Origin of the sequence: Marinilactibacillus piezotolerans, assembly GCF_900169305.1 — a bacterium.
Lineage (GTDB): Bacteria > Bacillota > Bacilli > Lactobacillales > Carnobacteriaceae_A > Marinilactibacillus > Marinilactibacillus piezotolerans_A.
The window spans coordinates 367,788-385,350 of sequence record NZ_FWDP01000003.1; the positions used below are offsets into that span (position 1 = coordinate 367,788).

Consider the following 17,563-nt stretch of genomic DNA (forward strand, 5'->3'; position numbering starts at 1 on the left):
TTACTTGCTAGTATTGGGGCACAGTTGAACAACAGCTGATACCAATCAATTGAGGAGTTAGGAACATGATCAACCAACATCACATTCATAAAGCATCGACCTCACAATTGAATCGTTATTACTTTAGCTTCTTTAGGATCAAATCTATGGAGGCTAGAGAGCTTTAAGCTGCTGACAACAGCGTCCCATAGATTTCACAGAAATCGAATGGGGCGCACAAGTAAAATACAACATTTTATGAGTGAATATAAACCAGAGCCGCATTCGATCTTCTAAAGAAGACAGAATGCGGCTTTTTGCTGCGTCCGTTTGAACAAAGTGAATTACGGACGCAGTACTAGGCGAGCGCCAGCGAGCGTAGTCACATCTCCGCAAGGGACCGTTCGAGCGAAGCGAGTTACGGGCAAAGTACTAGGCGAGCGCTAGTGAGCGTAGTTACCCGTTCCGCCAGGAGGTCCGTTTGAACGCAGTAAATGACGAGAAAAGAATGAACCAGGTAATCACAAAAAGTTAAGCGCAATGTTTTACGAAGTCAGAGAAAACAGAGGTTGAGTACAGAGAATAAGAGCGGAATTCTACGAAGTCAGAAGAAAAGAGAATGAGTAAGGAGAATAAGAGCAGAATTCTACGAAGTCAGAAAAGAAAAGGAAGTGAGTAAGAAGAATAAGAGCAGAGTTCTACGAAGTCAGAGAAGAAAAGAGAATGAGTAAGGAGAATAAGAGTAAAATTCTACGAAGTCAGAGAAGAAAAGAGAATGAGTAAGGAGAATAAGAGCAAAATTCTATGAAGTCAGAGAAGAAAAGAGAGTGAGTAAGGAGAATAAGAGCAAAATTCTGCGAACTCAGAGGAAAAAGAAATTGAGTACCTAAAATTAGCGTGAAATATTCAGGCACTAAAAATAGTGGAGGTAGAAAACATGATTATCCATACATTAGGTCCAAAAAGCACCGACAGTTATGCGGCTGCCAAATCGCTGCTTCAATCAGAGGAGGATGATATCGTTGAGTATCCGTCTTTTGACAGCCTGCTTCATAATCTAGAACAGTTAAAAGGTCAGCATGTACTATTTCCGGTAGCCTTTAAAAGCGCGCGACGAGATTATGGTTGGAAAGAATTCAATTATGACTATTGGGATAAAATCGAACTGGTCAATGTGTTTCAAAGGAAGACGAAGCCAATGCTGCTTATCAAAAACCAGCAGCACACAGAAAACACGGCGATGATTCATCCAGCCACCACTATTTTTCTGAAAAAGTATCTAGATACACAGTCCGAGCAAACGGTAGTCCGTTTTACAGACAGCAAGTACAAAGCCTGGAAAGCTTTCTGCAAAAAAAGTATGAAATATACGATTATCAGTGAAGATGTGTATGAAAAAGAGAAACAGCCTGAACACACAGTAGAAGAACGCTATGAGCCAGTTATGGTCTGGTGTCTTTACAAAATAAACTAAAACATAAAAAAGGGGATAATAATTATGATTATTGTATTAAAACAAGGGGTAACTGCAGAAGCCGTTAAAGAAATCACAGGTCGCTTAGAAACCAGAGGTGTAGCTGTCAGTCATTTTTCAGATATTAAAAGAGATTTTCTAGGATTGATCGGAGACACCAGCGGAATCGATACCCACCAGCTGCAAGCACTGAAAGAGGTCGAACAAATTGTACGAGTAGAGGAACCATACAAACGTGCCAATAGAAAATTTCATCCAGAAAACTCTGTCATTCAAATAGGAAACGAAACAATTGGGGGAAGCCAGTTGGGTATCATAGCTGGTCCGTGTTCAGTTGAAAGCGAAGAACAGATTGTGCGTGTGGCCAAACAAATCAAAGCTGCCGGCGCAAACTTCCTGCGAGGCGGAGCATTCAAGCCGAGAACCTCTCCTTACAGCTTCCAAGGATTGGAATTAGAAGGACTGCGCATGCTGCAAACAGCTAAACAGGAAACCGGCATGCCGATCGTGACAGAGTTGATGTCGACAAAATGGATCGATGAATTTGTGGATTCCGTAGATGTTATTCAAATTGGTGCCCGCAACATGCAGAACTTTGATTTGCTGAAAGAAGTTGGAAAGACCAATACACCAGTCTTGTTAAAACGCGGACTGTCTGCAACCTACAAAGAATGGTTGATGTCAGCAGAATACATTATGTCAGAAGGAAATGAGAACGTCATTTTATGCGAACGCGGTATTCGCACATTCGAAACGGAAACACGAAATACGTTGGATGTTCAAGCGGTGCCGGTTATTAAAAAACTTTCGCATCTGCCAATTATTATTGATCCAAGTCATGCTGGCGGAATGGCGTACATGGTCGAAGCGGGTGCCAAAGCAGGCATCGCAGCAGGCGCTGACGGACTGATGATCGAAGTCCATAACGATCCTGCAAATGCATGGAGTGATGGAGAACAATGCCTGACACCGGATGAATTTGCAGCGGTTATGGAAAAAGCCCGCAAACTGGCTGAAGTGGAAGACCGTTCGATCCAAGCAGCAGCAACTGTATTAGCAAAATAACTAAAAAGGAGGGAACCCGATGCCTGAACTGACAGTAGAAATTCCAGAAAGCAAAACAAGCTATCCGCTGAAAATAGAAAAAGGATTGCTGAATCATATAGGGTCAGAACTCTTGAAAGTGTTCAAAGGAACAAAAATAGCCGTAATAACAGACGAAACGGTGCATCAACACTATGGGAATAAAGCAGTGGAGGAGCTGGAGTCTGCAGGATACGCTGTTCAGTGCATCGTGTTGCCGCCTGGAGAACAAACGAAAGCCTTTCAGACCATGCCGGACATTTATAGCCGATTGATCGAATTTGGGCTAACCAGAAGTGACTTGATCGTTGCACTCGGTGGCGGTGTGATTGGAGATATCGCCGGATTTGCAGCAGCTTCTTACTTGAGAGGCATCTCATTCATCCAAGTGCCCACTACATTGCTGGCACAAGTCGACAGCAGTGTCGGCGGGAAAGTGGGCGTTGATCTGCCCGAAGGAAAAAATCTGGTCGGTGCTTTTTATCATCCGAAACTTGTCTTAATCGACCCGCTGGTACTGGAAACTTTGACGGACGAAGCCTTCGCGGATGGTATGGCAGAAGTCATCAAGTACGGCTGCATAAAAGACCGAGAACTGTTTGATCGTCTGATGGACCTTTCTTCTAGAGAACAAGTTATGCAGCAGATTGAATGGGTTATCGAAACCTGTTGTACCCTTAAAAAACAAGTCGTTCAAACCGATGAAAAGGATACTGGTGAACGAATGCTGCTGAACTTTGGGCATACTTTAGGCCATGCAATCGAAGCGTATTATCACTATGAAGATTATTCCCATGGTCAAGGGGTGGCGATTGGGATGGTTGAGCTGACTAGAATCGCAGAAGCTGAAAAGAAAACAGAAGCCGGCACGACAGAAGCGCTGATCTTCCTATTAAAACAACATCAGCTGCCTACAGAATTGAAAAAACCGGAAGACTATTCAGAAATACTGCCGTATATAAAAAAAGACAAGAAAAATTTAGAGGGTCATTTGACGATCATTATTCTAGACAGTATTGGCAAAGCTAGAAGAGTGCATAGCGATCTAACCTTTTTCAAAAGCTTAACGACAGGAGGTACATCATCTTGACGAATCTCAAACTCATACCAAAAACATTGAGTGGAACAGTCACTGTTCCTCCTTCTAAAAGTATGGCCCACCGAGCAGTGATTTGTGCCAGTTTGGCGGAAGGGCGCAGTGTTATCCATAATATTCAGTTATCTGAAGACATTCAAGCAACGATTGAAGGGATGCAGGCCTTTGGAGCCGTGATTTTACATGAAGAAAATACTTTAACAATTGACGGTATAGGGTCTGCTAGCGCTAGACGCAGCCATACAATTGACTGTAATGAATCAGGTTCAACACTGCGCTTTCTCGTACCGGTTGCTACTTTATTCGCTGGAGAAACCAGGTTTACTGGACGAGGGAAATTAGGACAGCGGCCAATGCATCCGTATCAAGAAATTTTTGCACAACAGTCAGTAAGCTACGAACCAGCAGATTCCAAACAACTGAATCTGACCATAGAAGGAAAACTGAAGCCGGGTACTTATAATATGCGGGGAGATATCAGCTCTCAGTTTATAACAGGGATGCTGCTGACGTTGCCGCTGCTGGAAGGCGATTCGGTTCTAAACATTACGACACATTTAGAGTCAAAAGGATACATCGACTTAACGTTGTCTGTTCTGGAAACATTTGGGATCTCCATCATCAACGAGAACGATACAACCTTTAAAATAGCCGGCAATCAAAGCTATCAATCTCAACAGTATACAGTTGAAGGTGACTACTCCCAAGCGGCCTTCTGGTTAACGGCTGAGCAGTTGGGGAATCCGGTCATAGTGGATGGCTTGAAAGCAGACTCTCTGCAGGGAGACCAGGAAATCATTCAAATTCTAAAGCAGCTTCAAGAGCCGAAGCAGCACGAGCGGGTCATTGATGGTGCACAAGTACCGGATATCATTCCGATTGCGGCTCTAGCGGCAGCATTAAGTGAAGGAAAGACGTCTTTTACAAACTTGGAGAGGTTAAAAATCAAAGAAAGCGATCGGTTGATGGCGACCCAGAAAGAACTGGCCGCGTTAGGAGCTCAGATTATAGCAGAAGGGAATACATTGCACATTACAGGACAGCCTTCGCTGAAAGGTGGGCAGGAAGTTTGGAGTCACAAAGATCACCGGATGGCTATGATGCTTGCGGTTGCTTCGACTGTCTGCAGAGAACCGATCTACATCAAAGATACAGAGTGTGTTCAAAAATCATATCCCGATTTCTGGGAAGTTTTTCAAAAAGCAGGAGGAGAAGTACATGAGTGGAATATGGGGTAAAAACCTTCAAATCTCTATTTTCGGAGAGTCGCATGGGATTGCAATTGGCGTAACCATTAACGGATTACCGCCGGGGTTAACAGTAGATATGGAACGGGTATTATTTGAAATGGCCAGAAGAGCACCTGGCAGAAACGAGCTGACAACACCACGTAAAGAAAAGGATCAGCCGGAGATTCTCAGTGGATTTTTAGATGGGAAGACGACAGGTGCACCGCTGACCGCTATCATCTGGAATACAAATACACGGTCTAAAGATTACAGTCTTCTGAAGAATGTGATGCGGCCAGGACAAGCGGATTACCCAGGACGTGTACGTTATAAAGGACATAATGATCACCGAGGCAGCGGGCACTTCTCAGGCAGAATCACAGCTCCTCTGGTATTTGCTGGTGCAATCTGCAAACAGTGGCTGGAACAGAAAGGAGTCACGATTGGATCCCATATCAGTTCAATCGGAACAATAGAAGACGAAGACTTCTCAGAACAGGGATCGGTCAGCTTAGAACAAGTAGAAGCCTTCAAACATCAGCAATTGCCGCTTTTTGATGCGTCAAAAGAAGCAGAAATGAAAGAGCTGATCGTGGAAGCAAAAGAAGATGGCGATTCAGTCGGCGGCGTAGTAGAGACATTTGTTTTAGGATTAGATGCTGGATACGGAAATCCGTTTTTCGATTCTGTAGAATCCCAACTGGCACACTTAGTTTTTGCAGTGCCAGCTATCAAAGGGATTGAATTCGGAACTGGATTTGAAATTACAAAAATGCGCGGATCAGAAGCGAATGATGAGTACTACTACGATGAACAAGGAGACATCAAAACGCGGTCCAACAATAATGGAGGAATCATCGGCGGAATCACATATGGTATGCCGGTCGTCTTCCGGGCAGCCGTTAAACCACCTGCTTCTATTAAGAAAAAACAGCAAACCATCAATGTAGAAGAAGGGAAAGCGGCAGAACTGGAAGTGGAAGGAAGACACGATCCTTGTATTGTTCCCCGAGTACTGCCAGTCTTAGAAGCTGTTACAGCACTTGGATTGATGGATCTGATGATTGGAGGACACACCGTATGAGTAAATTAGAAGAGTATCGTCAAGAAATTGATGCGATCGACCAAGAGTTGACACGGCTTTTTGAAGCTCGACTCAAAACCGTTTTGAAAGTCGGCGAATATAAAAAGCAGCATGATTTGCCTGTACTGGATGCCAGTCGTGAGCAGAAAGTCATCGCAAAAAATGTAAACCGTCTGGAAGACAAGCGATTTGAAGAAGAACTGACCAAGTTCTTTCAGTCTATGATGAACATCACGAAAGAAACGCAGCAGAAGATGATGGAATAAATCGATTATCGTAATAATAATTATCTAGGTAATCATTATTACGATAATCGTTTATAAAAGAAGAGCCTGTAAACAGATGCAGCAATCTGTTTACAGGCCTTCATTGCTTATCGAGTCTGACCTTCACCAAACACGATGTATTTAGTTGAGGTGAGTTCTGGCAGTCCCATTGGTCCTCTTGCGTGGAGTTTCTGGGTGCTGATTCCGATCTCAGCGCCAAATCCAAATTCAAATCCATCAGTGAAACGTGTAGAAGCATTGATGTATACGGCTGCCGAATCCACTTCTTTGTGGAACTGCTGTCCGGCAAAGTAATCACTTGTTACGATAGCTTCTGAATGACCGGTACTGTAGTGATTGATGTGCTCGATAGCTCCATCGATCGAATCGACGACTTTTACCGCTAAAATATAATCTAAATACTCTGTTTTCCAGTCTTCTTCCGTTGCAGGAACGGAAGAAGTTAAGCAGGCTGCAGCTCTTTTATCTGCGCGCAGTTCAACATTCCATTCGGATACAGCTTTCTCAATGACTGGCAGATACGTTTCTGCCACATCTTTATGAATCAATAAGGTTTCTGCTGCGTTGCAGACGGAAGGACGAGACGTTTTAGCATTGACGAGGATATCTGTGGCCATTTCCAGTTCAGCTGCCTTATCTATATAAATGTGACAGTTGCCGGTTCCAGTCTCGATCACCGGCACCGTCGCAGTCTCGACAACGGCTTTAATCAGATTTGCTCCTCCACGCGGGATGAGAACATCCAGATAACGATTCAGCTGCATCATCTCACGAGCTGTTTCTCTAGAAGTATCTTCCACAAGTTGAATCACTTCTTTAGGAAAAAACGTTGATGTCAGTCCGGATTGCAGAGCTTTTATAATGGCTATATTGGAATGAATGGCTTCTTTTCCGCCGCGTAAGATAACAGCATTTCCAGATTTAAAGCATAAACCGGCAGCATCAGAGGTGACGTTAGGGCGCGACTCAAAGATGATTCCGATCACGCCAAGCGGAACCGTCTGCTGGCCGATTTTCAATCCAGCATCATTTGTCCACATGCCTTTAACCAACCCGATTGGATCTGGCAAAGCTGCAACATCTCTCAGTCCATCTGCCATGGATTTGATTCTATCTTCTGTCAGTGTCAAGCGGTCCAGCATCGTTGCAGCAACACCATTCTGTTCTGCAGCTGCTGTGTCTTCGGCGTTTGCGGCTAAGATGGAAGAGGTATTTGTGAGCAGGGCATCTGCCATTTTGTTCAGTGCACTGTTTTTCTCTTGAGTGGAAGCTTGAGCAAGAATACGTGCAGTTTGTTTTGCTCGTTTTCCTAATTCAATTAATGTGGTCATTTGAGTGCTCCATTCTGTTTTGGTGTAAATAAGGTTCCAATAGGCTCGCCTTTCAACAAGCGGAATAAAATCGTTGGATCCTCGCCGTTGGTCAAAAGCATTTGCTTCTGTTCTTCCAGTACTATCTGTGCTGCTGATAATTTAGTCGTCATGCCGCCTGTTCCAAATCGAGTTCCAGGATCGCTGGCTAATGCATACGTATCCTCAGTAATTTCATGTATCGTATCGAATAAAACGGCGTCAGTATGGATCATCGGGTTTTTATCGTAGAAACCGTCGATGTCAGATAAAAGAATCAGAAGGTCTGCATCTGTAATTTCTAAAACGATTGCAGACAGTGTATCGTTATCACCGAATCGAGTCAGGTGGTCCAGTTCTTCTACAGAAACAGTGTCATTCTCATTAACGATGGGGATGACATTTTTAATGAGAAGTTGTTCAAAAGTATTCGCAGTATTTTCCCGGCTCACTGGAAAGTCGATTACATCCTTGGTCAGTAGAACTTGCCCGACTTGATGACCATAGTGATAGAAAAACTGACTGTACAAGTTCATCAGTTCTGTCTGACCAATTGCCGCAATCGCCTGTTGCTCTGGAATCGTTACAGGGCGTTCAGTTAAGTTCATACGAGCCAAGCCAACGCCGATTGCGCCGGAAGAAACGAGGATGACCTGTTTGCCCTGATTTTTCAAGTCACTTAAAACAAAAGCCAGTTTCTCCATTCGCTGCAGATTGATAGAACCATTCGGATACATGATCGTACTGGTGCCGACTTTGATTACAATGCGGTTGCTTTGCGTCAATGATTGTCTGATAGAAGTTGTCATAGGGTCATCCATTCTAATAAAAAATGTTTAAGTAAGCTATTATTGATAGATATAATTTTCAACAGTATAACAATTTATATTGGCTAAATCTAGAGTGAATCAGCTAGATGGATTTTCTATAAGTATCGTATGACTTCAACGTCCCAAGTTCAATAAAAGAAAAAAGAGCAGAGGCATAGTGATCCGTCGTATCAATTTCTGCCTCAATGGAACGGATCCCTGTCTGGTTTAGCAACTCCAGCTGTTTCTTAAAGAGCTGCTGCAATTCTAAGCGAGCAGTGGGTATTTCTGTTCGCAGTCCCATCCAAGCGATCTCCACACCTTCATTCTCAGGCGGAAAAATAGTGATGTAAGAAGAAACGGAACCATCTGTCAATCCTACCAAGCTTAAATTCCAGTCAGGTTGTTCGTCTAACAACAAAGACATCCATTCGGATAGTGTCAGGTCAGCTGCTGGATTAACAAGATGAGTAGCTTCATAGTTCCTTTTCAATAAAGTAAAGAATTCATTTTTCAACTGAGGATCTTTCATCATTTCTCCATAAGTGAGTACAGAAGAATGAGCTGATGTCTCTATCTGGCTCAAACACTCTGCAACAGTCAGTGCCGGTTCACACGTGTTCCTGATTAATTCATAACCGTTGGATTTCAGGGTTGAAAGCGTCTTTACTTGATCATTCATCAAAGAATAGATCAAACGATCAGCTGTAGAGGAGGGGTTTTTCTCTAAATGAGTAAGCAGCTGTCGTTGAACATCTGCTTGATCTTTCAAGTCCTCATCCAGATAAATACGCAGATATTCTGCAGATGGATGGAAAGGATTTTTCCAGCTCAGTCCTAACGCAACTATATGCTCATCGGAGTCAGCTTCAATGATCTGGCGGTAATCTCCTGCGTTGATTTTCGGCAGAATACTCTTTACTTGCTGCTGCAGATTCTTAGTCATATCATCTTTCCGGATTTTTTTTGCTTCAGAAATCATATAAGGCATCATTGTTTCCTCCATGAATCGTTGTTACTACTATCATACTAAAGCACAACATAAAAAACGATCCTTTACTCAAGAGAAAGGATCGTTTGCTGAATTATTCTGCTGCTTTTTGAATATCTATTAAAGACATATCAACTGGTTCTGAGTCTTCTCCAAGTATTTCTCCTTTATAGAGAAGATCTCCCGTATTGAGATCGTTAATTTGAATACTATAATTCAGAGCTACAGAATCATAGTGTTCTTCATATGAATATAGTATATTGTCCGAAATAAACGCAGGTAAAATAGGTCCATTTTCTGAAGCTGGCAATTCAAAAATGGGTGATAATGCGGCTGGCTCTGCCGAAGTATCTACTTGATAAACAGTAAGTCCGTTTTCTGAAGGTGACGTAATATAAAGGTTTTCTCCATCCCTTAACAAGTTTGGCTGCTCTATGCCTTCCAAGCTCTGTGTTTCTAAAAGAGTGTCAGTCTCATAATCATAAATAGTAAAAGAATCCACGCTCATTTCGTATTCATTATAGTTGATTTCTGCCAGACCTAGATAGCGGCTATTTGCTGATTCGGATAATGAACTATAGAGACTGTCCACGGTACTTAATTTAGAATCTATTTCTCTAACAAGCTGTAATTCTGGAGTTTCTTTAGACAAGTCAGCAGAATAGATTTTGTACAAACTACTATTATTCGACTCCGCCGTTAAAAGAGTAAAGTAAACCATCGGGTATTGAACATAAAAGTTTCTAACGGATTCTAATGAAGTTCCAGAAGAATCTTCAGGCAATGAAAATGTATAGTCGGAAATCTCATCATTCGCTTTATCCAGTAAAGAAACATTCAACTGATTTGTAGAAGTCTCCTGCCAATATTGATCGGTATCAGAAGCTGCGTAGACAACTTTTTCATCCTCTACTTTGAACTGGGCGTAAGGAGACTTGCCGCGCATAAAGGATTTATGTTCTTCCATTAGTTGGTCCGCAGTTAAATAGATTGAAGCATCTAAAATTTCGAAAAAAGATGATTCGTCTTTCAACTCAAATGCCCCATCGGTATAATGAAATGTAGGAAGCAGGGTATTGGATTCTCCATAAATATATCCAGATAAATTGAAGGAATCCGCATAAGTATCATCGCCTTCAGTCGTTTCAATTTTTAGGTTAGTCGTCGTTTCAGCGGAGGTCTTTGCAATTCCGTAGATACAGAAGCTGACGATAGTGAATAACGTAATCCCGATTAATTTTGCATACTTTGACATATGTTTCATTCCTTTCTAAACGGTATTTTTTAAACAGTGATTTTATGCTTCAATAAATAACGACTAAGCAATATAGAGATCATACCCACAATCAACGAGAACCCGAAAATCAGTAAAATCAGTTCAGAATCAAAGAGAATGTGGTAATTTTTAAATACTGTAGGGATCAGATTTGGCGAGAGAACAAAGAATAAGCAAGCTATCGCATAACCGATTCCCATGACTAGTCCTTTGATTCGAAAACTTCTTTCAAATAAAATAACCGTAAATAAGACCAGTACAGCAACAAACCCAATGATGTATGAGCCTAAAAATACTTCCCCGATACTTGGAAAAATAATTTGGAAAATATAGTTCAACTGTAAGATTTGCGGCAGATTGTAAGACGTATAAAATTCTCCTAAGACGATATTGGACACGATGATTTCACCGATCCACAATGACAAGAGCTGTAAAGCAAGCAAACTGAATACACCAATTACGATCATCAAAAATTTAGCGAAGAATATCTGCATTCTTGAAACTGGAATCATCAACAGTCTGTAGATAAAAGTATTTTTTCCAAACCATTCGCGGTACCAGATGAAAACAGAATAAAATATAAAACCGATAATACCAAGAGCAATGGGGCCTAATACCCATAAAGAGATGGACACAGGGTACATTGAAAAAGGGTCATTGTTTTCAATAAACTGTGCGGTGGTCAAGGAGTCAATTCTCATTATTTCGCGAGCATTATTCATATATTCAAGAGGGAGCAGAATGTAACCAGCCAAGTTAGCGGCAATCAAGATCCCCATAACGGCAAATAAAAATTTATACATCCGTTCAAATTCAAAGTTCACTAAGCGGATAAAGTGTTTTAACGATTGTTTCATCCTTCATATACCTCCCGTAATACATCTACAACTGACTTGCCTTCGTTTTCTCGCATAGCTTCAGCATAGAATTCTTTCATAATAACACCATCGTCCAGCAGCAGTACTTTATCGATTAAATGCTCGATATCGCTGATTTCGTGAGTCGTAATGAGTACGCCGCGATCTTCTACTAATCGGCTGCTGAATACTTCAGTGATCTGTTCTCGGGTAAAAATATCGATCCCCGAAAAAGGTTCATCCATTAATATGTAGTCCACATCTAAGGATAGTCCCATTAGAAGGTTGACCTTGGCTACATTACCTTTGGATAGGTCCTGAATCTTGTCGGATACTTTTAATTTGAAAAATCGAAGCAGGTCTTTTGCACGCTTTTCATTCCACACTGAATGATATTCTTTCATAAAATCCATTGCTTGCTGGATTGTCATTCCAGGCAGCATAATAGCAGCATCCGGGATAAAGGTGATCTGATTATACATTTCAGGAGAATGCTGCTTTTCATCAATCAGAATCTCGCCTCTTTTAATCGGCGTCAAGTCCATAATGGCATTCAAAATCGTCGTCTTCCCAACACCGTTGATTCCGATCAGACAAGTGATTTCGCCTTTATTAACTGTGAAAGAAACACCTTTTAATACTTTTTTTCTGCCGAAATTTTTGTGAATATCTTTTACTTCTATCATGTTTATCCTCCGTTCTTATGGTGGTTCATTTCTGTTTTAATTAAATCTGTGACTTCATCGATGGTAATGTCTACTGTTTGAATGGCACTAACAAACTCTTTGACAGCCTGATTGACCCACTCGCTTTTCAGCTGACGCAATACGTTGGGGTCTTCAGTGACTTTGCTGGGTTTATTCGGTTCTGTATAAATCAATTGTTCTGCCTCCATTTCACTGTATGCACGCTGCACCGTATTAGGGTTGATCTTCAAATCGTTTGCCAGCTGCCTTCTAGAAAGAATCTCTTCACCGGGTTTTAAATGTCCCGCTACGATTTCTTTTTTTAAAAAGTGCATGACTTGCAGGTAGATCGGATCGCGCTTGTTTAATATCAGATTCATATTCAGTACTCCTTTCTAATTAAGCTAAGTAACTGAGAATGATCGATTTCTTCATTGTTTCACGGGAAACATTTTGAGGAATGACGTATCATCTGTTTTTTTCTGTATTACGCGTTTAATACACTAGTGGTAAAAAAAGTTGCTGAATGTATTAAGCAAGTAATACATTCGCTAGGTGTATTATATAGTGCATACACTTTGGAAGTCAACACTTATTTGAACGATTTGTTATACTATATAAAACAACCCAATATAACGAGCCAAATAGTCAGGAGAATCTAAGTGGAGAGAACAGTTTTTACTAATATGGTCATGATTGAAGATGGTAAAGGAGATGTGCTGGTCCAGCATCGTTTAAAAAGCTGGAAGGGCATTGCGTTCCCTGGAGGGAAAGTAGAAGCGGGTGAATCATTTATAGAAGCAGCTGTGCGAGAAGTCAAAGAAGAGACGGGACTGAGAGTCTCAAATCTTTCGTTATGCGGGATTAAACAGTTTCAGATAGAATCTAACGCTCGCTACATCGTTTTTTTATATCGTACCTGTACATACGAAGGAGAAATCCAGTCTTCTGAAGAGGGAGAAGTAAAGTGGATGCCGCTGACGGAATTGAAAGAAGCAGAAACCGTTGAGGACTTTGAGCAGATGCTGGAAGTGTTTTTGAATGGGGATAAGAGTGAGCTGTATTATACTGGCAATAGTGGTACAGTTTTATAAGCAAAAAGATGGGAGAAATGACGGATGCGATTAGAAAGGTTTAAACCCTTTCCTACTTCAGATGGAGCTTTATTGCACTACTTTGATATTGGAGAAGGAAAACCGCTGGTATTGCTGGCCGGCGCTCAGACGAGTGTGCAGACTTTCAGGTATGTGGCTAGAGAACTGAAGCAAGACTATCGTGTCATCGGTCTGGAGCGAAGGTACGAAGGCGCAACGATAGCGGACTTTAACGATATGTCGGTAGCCAGACAAGGAAAAGATGTTAAAGAATTCCTAGCATTTATGAGGCTGGAAGATCCTGTTTTGATCGGCCATTCTTTAGGATCTACAGTAATGATGAGTTACTTGGAACAATTTGGGGATGAAAAAATTGCCTCGGCAATCTTTATTGATCAGACTCCTAAGATGTTAAACGACGCTGCGTGGAATCTGGGTATCCCGGGAATCAGTGAAGAATCGATTGGAGAAGTTTTGAAGTCGCCGATTTTGCCTCTACATAGACTCCCTAAGACCAGCGTGTTATGGTCTTTATTCAATACAATGGTTTTAAAAGAAAAGAAGATTGCTTCTGTAAAAGAAAAAGCACCTTTATATAGGGATTATCTGAAAGGAGATTGGCGTAAAAGCCTGCAGAAGATAAAGAAACCTGTTTTGTTTATCGGTGCGGAATACAGTCCATTCTGGCCGTCCAGACACGCAGAAGTATGCGCTGGTCTTGCACAAAAGGGCAAGTCAGTGATCATGAAGAATGTTAGCCACGGGGCGCATATGGAAGATACTGACCAGTTTGCAGCTATCGCCAGAGAATGGCTTTCACAGTTTAATGGTAAATAAAAAAGAAAAGCCTCCTGATTTTTCTCATGAGAGAAATCAGGAGGCTTTAAAATTAGAATCTTAACGGATTAAGCTAGCTAATCTTGGCAATAGTTTTGGACGTTCTGTTCCATCCAATTGACGTTTCAGGCTGTAGTAAGAGAAAGTCAATGGAACAAGCGCAGCTAACCAAGCAAGCGGGTTAGAAAGTGTCACACCTGCGAATCCTAAAGAGTTTGAAAGCAGTAATGCAGCGCCGACTCTAGAAAATAACTCCATGATTCCAGCCATTGTAGGCGCAGTACTTTTTCCAAGTCCTTGAAGTGTATAGCGGTAAATAAATAACATAGCAAGCAAGAAGTAGAAAGGTGCGTTTGTTGCAAAGTATAAATGAGACAAGCCTAAGATTTCAGTGTTTCCTGATCCTACGAATAATGCAGCAAGCGGACGACCGAAGAAGACTAATACTAAACCGATAACAGCACTGTAAGTCAATACAACTTTTAATGTAGTACGGACACCTTGCCATACACGGTCAACTTGTCCAGCACCGTAGTTTTGAGCAGCAAAAGTCGCCATTGTAATACCAAAAGAAACAAGAGGTAAAGTAGCGATACCATCGATTTTTTGAGCAGCTGTTGTTGCTGCAACAGCTTCAGGTCCTAAGCTGTTCAAAGTCATTTGGATAGCGATAGATCCAATTGCGATAATAGAGCTTTGGAAGCCCATTGGGAAAGCAATCGCTGAATGTTCTTTGATTTGTTTGAATCCAGCAGCCCAGTCTTCTTTATGAATACGAAGAATTGGCACATTTTTCTTAATATAAACTAATCCGATAACACTTGAAACAAATTGAGAAATGACAGTTGCCAAAGCTGCACCGGCAACGCCCATATCAAATAGAAGAATAAACGCTAAGTCTAATGCGATATTTAAAATAGAAGTAATAATCAAAAATACTAGTGGTGCACGGCTGTTTCCGATTGAGCGCAAGATGTTTGAGATCAAGTTGAACATTACTGCTGTACCGATACCAGAGAATAGTACAATCAAGTAGCTGTGTGCATGTTCGATCAGTTCAGCCGGTGTGTTCATGAATTCTAAAATTTGACGAGTGAATAATACTGCGACAACAGTCAAGATCACGCTCATTGTACCAGAGATGATGACACTTGCTGCCAAGTTTTGTCTGATTTTTGTTTCGTCTTTTGTTCCGAAGCGTTGTGCAGTCAGAACAGATAAGCCGGCAGTTAATCCGATTGCCAGACCTAAGATTAATCCATTGATACTGCCTGTAGCACCGACAGCTGCGAAAGCTTCAACACCGATCGTTTTACTAACGATGAAGGTATCAGCCATTTGGTACATTTGTTGGAATAAGTTTCCTAAGATCAGCGGGATTGAAAACATTACGATTAATTTAAGCGGGTTGCCTTTAGTCATGTCTTTGTACAATATGATAACCTCCATGGTTGAGTTGTTTATCTATCCGATATCGGATGATAGTGAATAAGCGTCAAGGTGCATTTAATTTGTTAAAATAAATGAATCATTTCAAGATCTGACCATTTATGAAAGCACGTCAGATCAGTGTTTTATAACTAACACTTTTGACAAGTATAGATACTTTTAAATAGAATACAAGCCCCTTTGAAAGATTCTTTGTGAAAGGAATGTGAACAAAATCAACACATGGTTTTGTTAGTCGTTTTCATTACTTTCATGTAGGCAATCGTTGATATATATAGGCGTTTTTGAAAATGCGACAGAATTTTGAACAGGGAAGATAGACAAATTTTGTTCAAGGATTTCACAAAGAACAATCCGGCTAATTTCTAAAAGTGGTCTATACAAAAAAAGCCATCCTCCAGTTTTAAACTGAAAGATGGCTTTAATGGATTGAAGGTTATTTGACTTTTTGAAGTTCCAGTTCTGGTACAACCTCTTCAATTGTTTCTGGAGAGAAGGAAACACGTCCTGAAAGACTTCTTCGAGTAGAATAATAAGCAATGGATAATGGAACGAACGCCGCTATCCAAGCTAGTGGATTGGATAAAGCCGCACCTAGGAAGCCGAATGGAATCGACAATACGATCGCAGCAATCGCACGCGCTGCTAATTCTCCAATGCCTGCTACGGTAGGGGCCAAACTATTGCCCAGTCCTTGCAGGGTATGACGATAAATGAACAGCAGCGACAGAATCACATAAAGCGTCGCATTCGTTACAAAAAACTGCTGAATCATACTGATCACTTCAGGAGAAGCATCAGTTCCAACGAACAACAAGGCTAACTGTCTGCCCCAGAGCAATAAGATAACGCCGATGATTACACTATAGGCTACACTTAACTTGATCGCCTGATTAACGCCGTACCAGATTCGGTTCAGCTTGCGGGCGCCATAATTTTGTGCAGCGTAAGTAGACATTGTTACCCCAAAAGACTGCAGGGGCAGCATAGCTACAGTATCGACTTTTTGAGCGGCAGTGAACGCAGCAACTGCGCTGGCACCTAAACGGTTCAGTGTCACGGTAATGGCAACAGAACCGATCGCAATGATTGAATACTGGAATCCATAAGGTAAACCGATACGTAAATGTTCTCTGATTTCTGCCCAGTCGATCGCCCAATCTTCTTTATGAATTCTAAGCAGGGGCACTTTCTTCCATATAAAGAAGAGACAAAGCAGGCTAGAAACAATCTGCGAAATAACGGTCGCTGTGGAAGCCCCTCTAATTCCCATATCAAGGGAAAGAATAAAGACATAATCTAATACAATATTTAATACGGAAGTTAAAATCAGGAAATAGAGCGGTGTTTTGCTGTCACCTAGTGCTCGCAGCAAGTTCGCCAGCAAGTTGAACATCAAGGTTGCACCGATTCCCCAGAATATTACATTTAAGTAATCGTAAGCATACTGGAATGTCTCTTCCGGCGTCTGCATCAGTGTCAGGATCTCTTCTGTAAAGGTCGTCGTCAGCAAGGTCAATACGACTCCGATGACAATACTAATGATTAAGCTGGCAGCGAGATTCTTTCGCAAAGCAGCTTCATCTTTTCTACCGAAACGCTGTGCTGTGATAACGGCTAGCCCGGCTGTTAATCCAATCGCTAATCCAATAATCAGAAACTGCAGACTGGTTGTCGAACCGATTGCTGAGAATGCCTCTACCCCTACTGTCTGACTTACAATGTAAGAGTCGGCCATATTATAAAACTGCTGGAACAAATTCCCAATCAACAATGGCACCGTAAAACTCAGTATCAGTTTCATCGGACTGCCTTGTGTCATGTCTTTCTTCATATAATGATATCCTCCTATCCTTTAACGGCTAAAAAACATTTAAACAAGTCCTAAATTCATCTTATAGAATGTATGATACCTAGTTATTATAGCGGGCATTGAAACAAAAGCAATAGAATCTCTTCAATTATATGTAAAATTCAGGTATA

At 41.5% G+C, this 17,563-nt stretch carries 17 protein-coding genes; 8 read left to right on the forward strand and 9 right to left on the reverse strand.

Translation table 11 applies throughout. The annotated features are described in order from the left end of the window. Positions 1–916 precede the first annotated feature (916 nt). Genes B6F02_RS03575 through B6F02_RS03600 form a run of 6 tightly spaced genes read left to right on the forward strand, consistent with a single transcriptional unit; the run spans position 917 to position 6,211 of the window. Positions 917–1,453, forward strand: coding sequence for a hypothetical protein (locus B6F02_RS03575; protein WP_080146030.1), 537 nt, complete (start codon positions 917–919; stop codon positions 1,451–1,453). Between the two features lie 24 nt (positions 1,454–1,477). Next, entirely contained in the window at positions 1,478–2,518 is a 1,041-nt protein-coding gene (gene aroF, locus B6F02_RS03580; RefSeq protein WP_080146031.1) for a 3-deoxy-7-phosphoheptulonate synthase, read from the forward strand. A gap of 19 nt (positions 2,519–2,537) precedes the next feature. Further along, positions 2,538–3,626, forward strand: coding sequence for a 3-dehydroquinate synthase (aroB, locus tag B6F02_RS03585; protein WP_080146032.1), 1,089 nt, complete (start codon positions 2,538–2,540; stop codon positions 3,624–3,626). Beyond that, positions 3,623–4,870: a 3-phosphoshikimate 1-carboxyvinyltransferase gene (aroA, locus tag B6F02_RS03590; RefSeq protein WP_080146033.1), complete on the forward strand. Its 1,248-nt coding sequence runs from the start codon at positions 3,623–3,625 to the stop codon at positions 4,868–4,870. The genes aroB and aroA overlap by 4 nt, the downstream gene beginning before the upstream one ends. Continuing rightward, positions 4,851–5,945, forward strand: coding sequence for a chorismate synthase (gene aroC / locus B6F02_RS03595; RefSeq protein WP_080146034.1), 1,095 nt, complete (start codon positions 4,851–4,853; stop codon positions 5,943–5,945). The genes aroA and aroC overlap by 20 nt, the downstream gene beginning before the upstream one ends. Continuing rightward, positions 5,942–6,211 carry a chorismate mutase gene (locus B6F02_RS03600; protein ID WP_080146035.1) on the forward strand — a complete coding sequence of 90 codons (270 nt, stop codon included), beginning with the start codon at positions 5,942–5,944 and terminating at the stop codon, positions 6,209–6,211. The genes aroC and B6F02_RS03600 overlap by 4 nt, the downstream gene beginning before the upstream one ends. A gap of 107 nt (positions 6,212–6,318) precedes the next feature. Here B6F02_RS03600 and B6F02_RS03605 read toward each other — a convergent pair whose 3' ends face one another. From B6F02_RS03605 to B6F02_RS03635, 7 genes are all read right to left on the reverse strand, one after another. After that, positions 6,319–7,563, reverse strand: a complete 1,245-nt coding sequence (locus tag B6F02_RS03605; protein WP_080146036.1) for a glutamate-5-semialdehyde dehydrogenase — start codon at positions 7,561–7,563, stop codon at positions 6,319–6,321. Continuing rightward, positions 7,560–8,378 (reverse strand): glutamate 5-kinase, encoded by an 819-nt coding sequence (gene proB / locus B6F02_RS03610; protein ID WP_306293712.1) that lies wholly within the window; start codon positions 8,376–8,378, stop codon positions 7,560–7,562. The genes B6F02_RS03605 and proB overlap by 4 nt, the downstream gene beginning before the upstream one ends. A gap of 115 nt (positions 8,379–8,493) precedes the next feature. Next, positions 8,494–9,381: a hypothetical protein gene (locus B6F02_RS03615; protein ID WP_080146038.1), complete on the reverse strand. Its 888-nt coding sequence runs from the start codon at positions 9,379–9,381 to the stop codon at positions 8,494–8,496. Positions 9,382–9,475: 94 nt separating this feature from the next. After that, the gene (locus B6F02_RS03620) at positions 9,476–10,636 is read right to left on the reverse strand and encodes a hypothetical protein (protein ID WP_080146039.1); all 1,161 of its coding nucleotides are present in this window, start codon (positions 10,634–10,636) and stop codon (positions 9,476–9,478) included. 29 nt (positions 10,637–10,665) lie between these two features. Beyond that, positions 10,666–11,514, reverse strand: a complete 849-nt coding sequence (locus B6F02_RS03625) for a hypothetical protein (protein ID WP_080146040.1) — start codon at positions 11,512–11,514, stop codon at positions 10,666–10,668. Next, positions 11,511–12,200 carry an ATP-binding cassette domain-containing protein gene (locus B6F02_RS03630; protein WP_080146041.1) on the reverse strand — a complete coding sequence of 230 codons (690 nt, stop codon included), beginning with the start codon at positions 12,198–12,200 and terminating at the stop codon, positions 11,511–11,513. The genes B6F02_RS03625 and B6F02_RS03630 overlap by 4 nt, the downstream gene beginning before the upstream one ends. Positions 12,201–12,202: 2 nt before the next feature. Then, on the reverse strand, positions 12,203–12,580 hold the full coding sequence (locus B6F02_RS03635; RefSeq protein WP_080146042.1) for a GntR family transcriptional regulator: 378 nt from the start codon (positions 12,578–12,580) through the stop codon (positions 12,203–12,205). A gap of 282 nt (positions 12,581–12,862) precedes the next feature. Here B6F02_RS03635 and B6F02_RS03640 point away from each other — a divergent pair, with 282 nt between their 5' ends. Beyond that, on the forward strand, positions 12,863–13,294 hold the full coding sequence (locus B6F02_RS03640) for an 8-oxo-dGTP diphosphatase (RefSeq protein WP_256864633.1): 432 nt from the start codon (positions 12,863–12,865) through the stop codon (positions 13,292–13,294). A 24-nt stretch (positions 13,295–13,318) separates the two neighbouring features. Then, positions 13,319–14,131: an alpha/beta fold hydrolase gene (locus B6F02_RS03645; protein ID WP_080146043.1), complete on the forward strand. Its 813-nt coding sequence runs from the start codon at positions 13,319–13,321 to the stop codon at positions 14,129–14,131. A 60-nt stretch (positions 14,132–14,191) separates the two neighbouring features. On the opposite strand, the gene B6F02_RS03650 is transcribed toward B6F02_RS03645, so the two are convergent. Together B6F02_RS03650 and B6F02_RS03655 are read right to left on the reverse strand one after the other, a co-directional pair. Next, positions 14,192–15,565 carry an MATE family efflux transporter gene (locus B6F02_RS03650; RefSeq protein WP_256864634.1) on the reverse strand — a complete coding sequence of 458 codons (1,374 nt, stop codon included), beginning with the start codon at positions 15,563–15,565 and terminating at the stop codon, positions 14,192–14,194. Between the two features lie 451 nt (positions 15,566–16,016). Next, a complete protein-coding gene (locus B6F02_RS03655) occupies positions 16,017–17,414 on the reverse strand; it encodes an MATE family efflux transporter (RefSeq protein ID WP_080146044.1) in 1,398 nt (465 codons plus the stop codon). Positions 17,415–17,563 lie beyond the last annotated feature (149 nt).

Excerpts from the sequence above, each read along its gene's own strand:
- B6F02_RS03575 (WP_080146030.1), top strand. The coding sequence starts at position 917 with ATGATTATCCATACATTAGGTCCAAAAAGCACCGACAGTTATGCGGCT.
- aroF (WP_080146031.1), top strand. The coding sequence starts at position 1,478 with ATGATTATTGTATTAAAACAAGGGGTAACTGCAGAAGCCGTTAAAGAA.
- aroB (WP_080146032.1), top strand. The coding sequence starts at position 2,538 with ATGCCTGAACTGACAGTAGAAATTCCAGAAAGCAAAACAAGCTATCCG.
- aroC (WP_080146034.1), top strand. The coding sequence starts at position 4,851 with ATGAGTGGAATATGGGGTAAAAACCTTCAAATCTCTATTTTCGGAGAG.
- B6F02_RS03600 (WP_080146035.1), top strand. The coding sequence starts at position 5,942 with ATGAGTAAATTAGAAGAGTATCGTCAAGAAATTGATGCGATCGACCAA.
- B6F02_RS03605 (WP_080146036.1), bottom strand. The coding sequence starts at position 7,563 with ATGACCACATTAATTGAATTAGGAAAACGAGCAAAACAAACTGCACGT.
- B6F02_RS03615 (WP_080146038.1), bottom strand. The coding sequence starts at position 9,381 with ATGCCTTATATGATTTCTGAAGCAAAAAAAATCCGGAAAGATGATATG.
- B6F02_RS03620 (WP_080146039.1), bottom strand. The coding sequence starts at position 10,636 with ATGTCAAAGTATGCAAAATTAATCGGGATTACGTTATTCACTATCGTC.
- B6F02_RS03625 (WP_080146040.1), bottom strand. The coding sequence starts at position 11,514 with ATGAAACAATCGTTAAAACACTTTATCCGCTTAGTGAACTTTGAATTT.
- B6F02_RS03630 (WP_080146041.1), bottom strand. The coding sequence starts at position 12,200 with ATGATAGAAGTAAAAGATATTCACAAAAATTTCGGCAGAAAAAAAGTA.
- B6F02_RS03635 (WP_080146042.1), bottom strand. The coding sequence starts at position 12,580 with ATGAATCTGATATTAAACAAGCGCGATCCGATCTACCTGCAAGTCATG.
- B6F02_RS03645 (WP_080146043.1), top strand. The coding sequence starts at position 13,319 with ATGCGATTAGAAAGGTTTAAACCCTTTCCTACTTCAGATGGAGCTTTA.
- B6F02_RS03655 (WP_080146044.1), bottom strand. The coding sequence starts at position 17,414 with ATGAAGAAAGACATGACACAAGGCAGTCCGATGAAACTGATACTGAGT.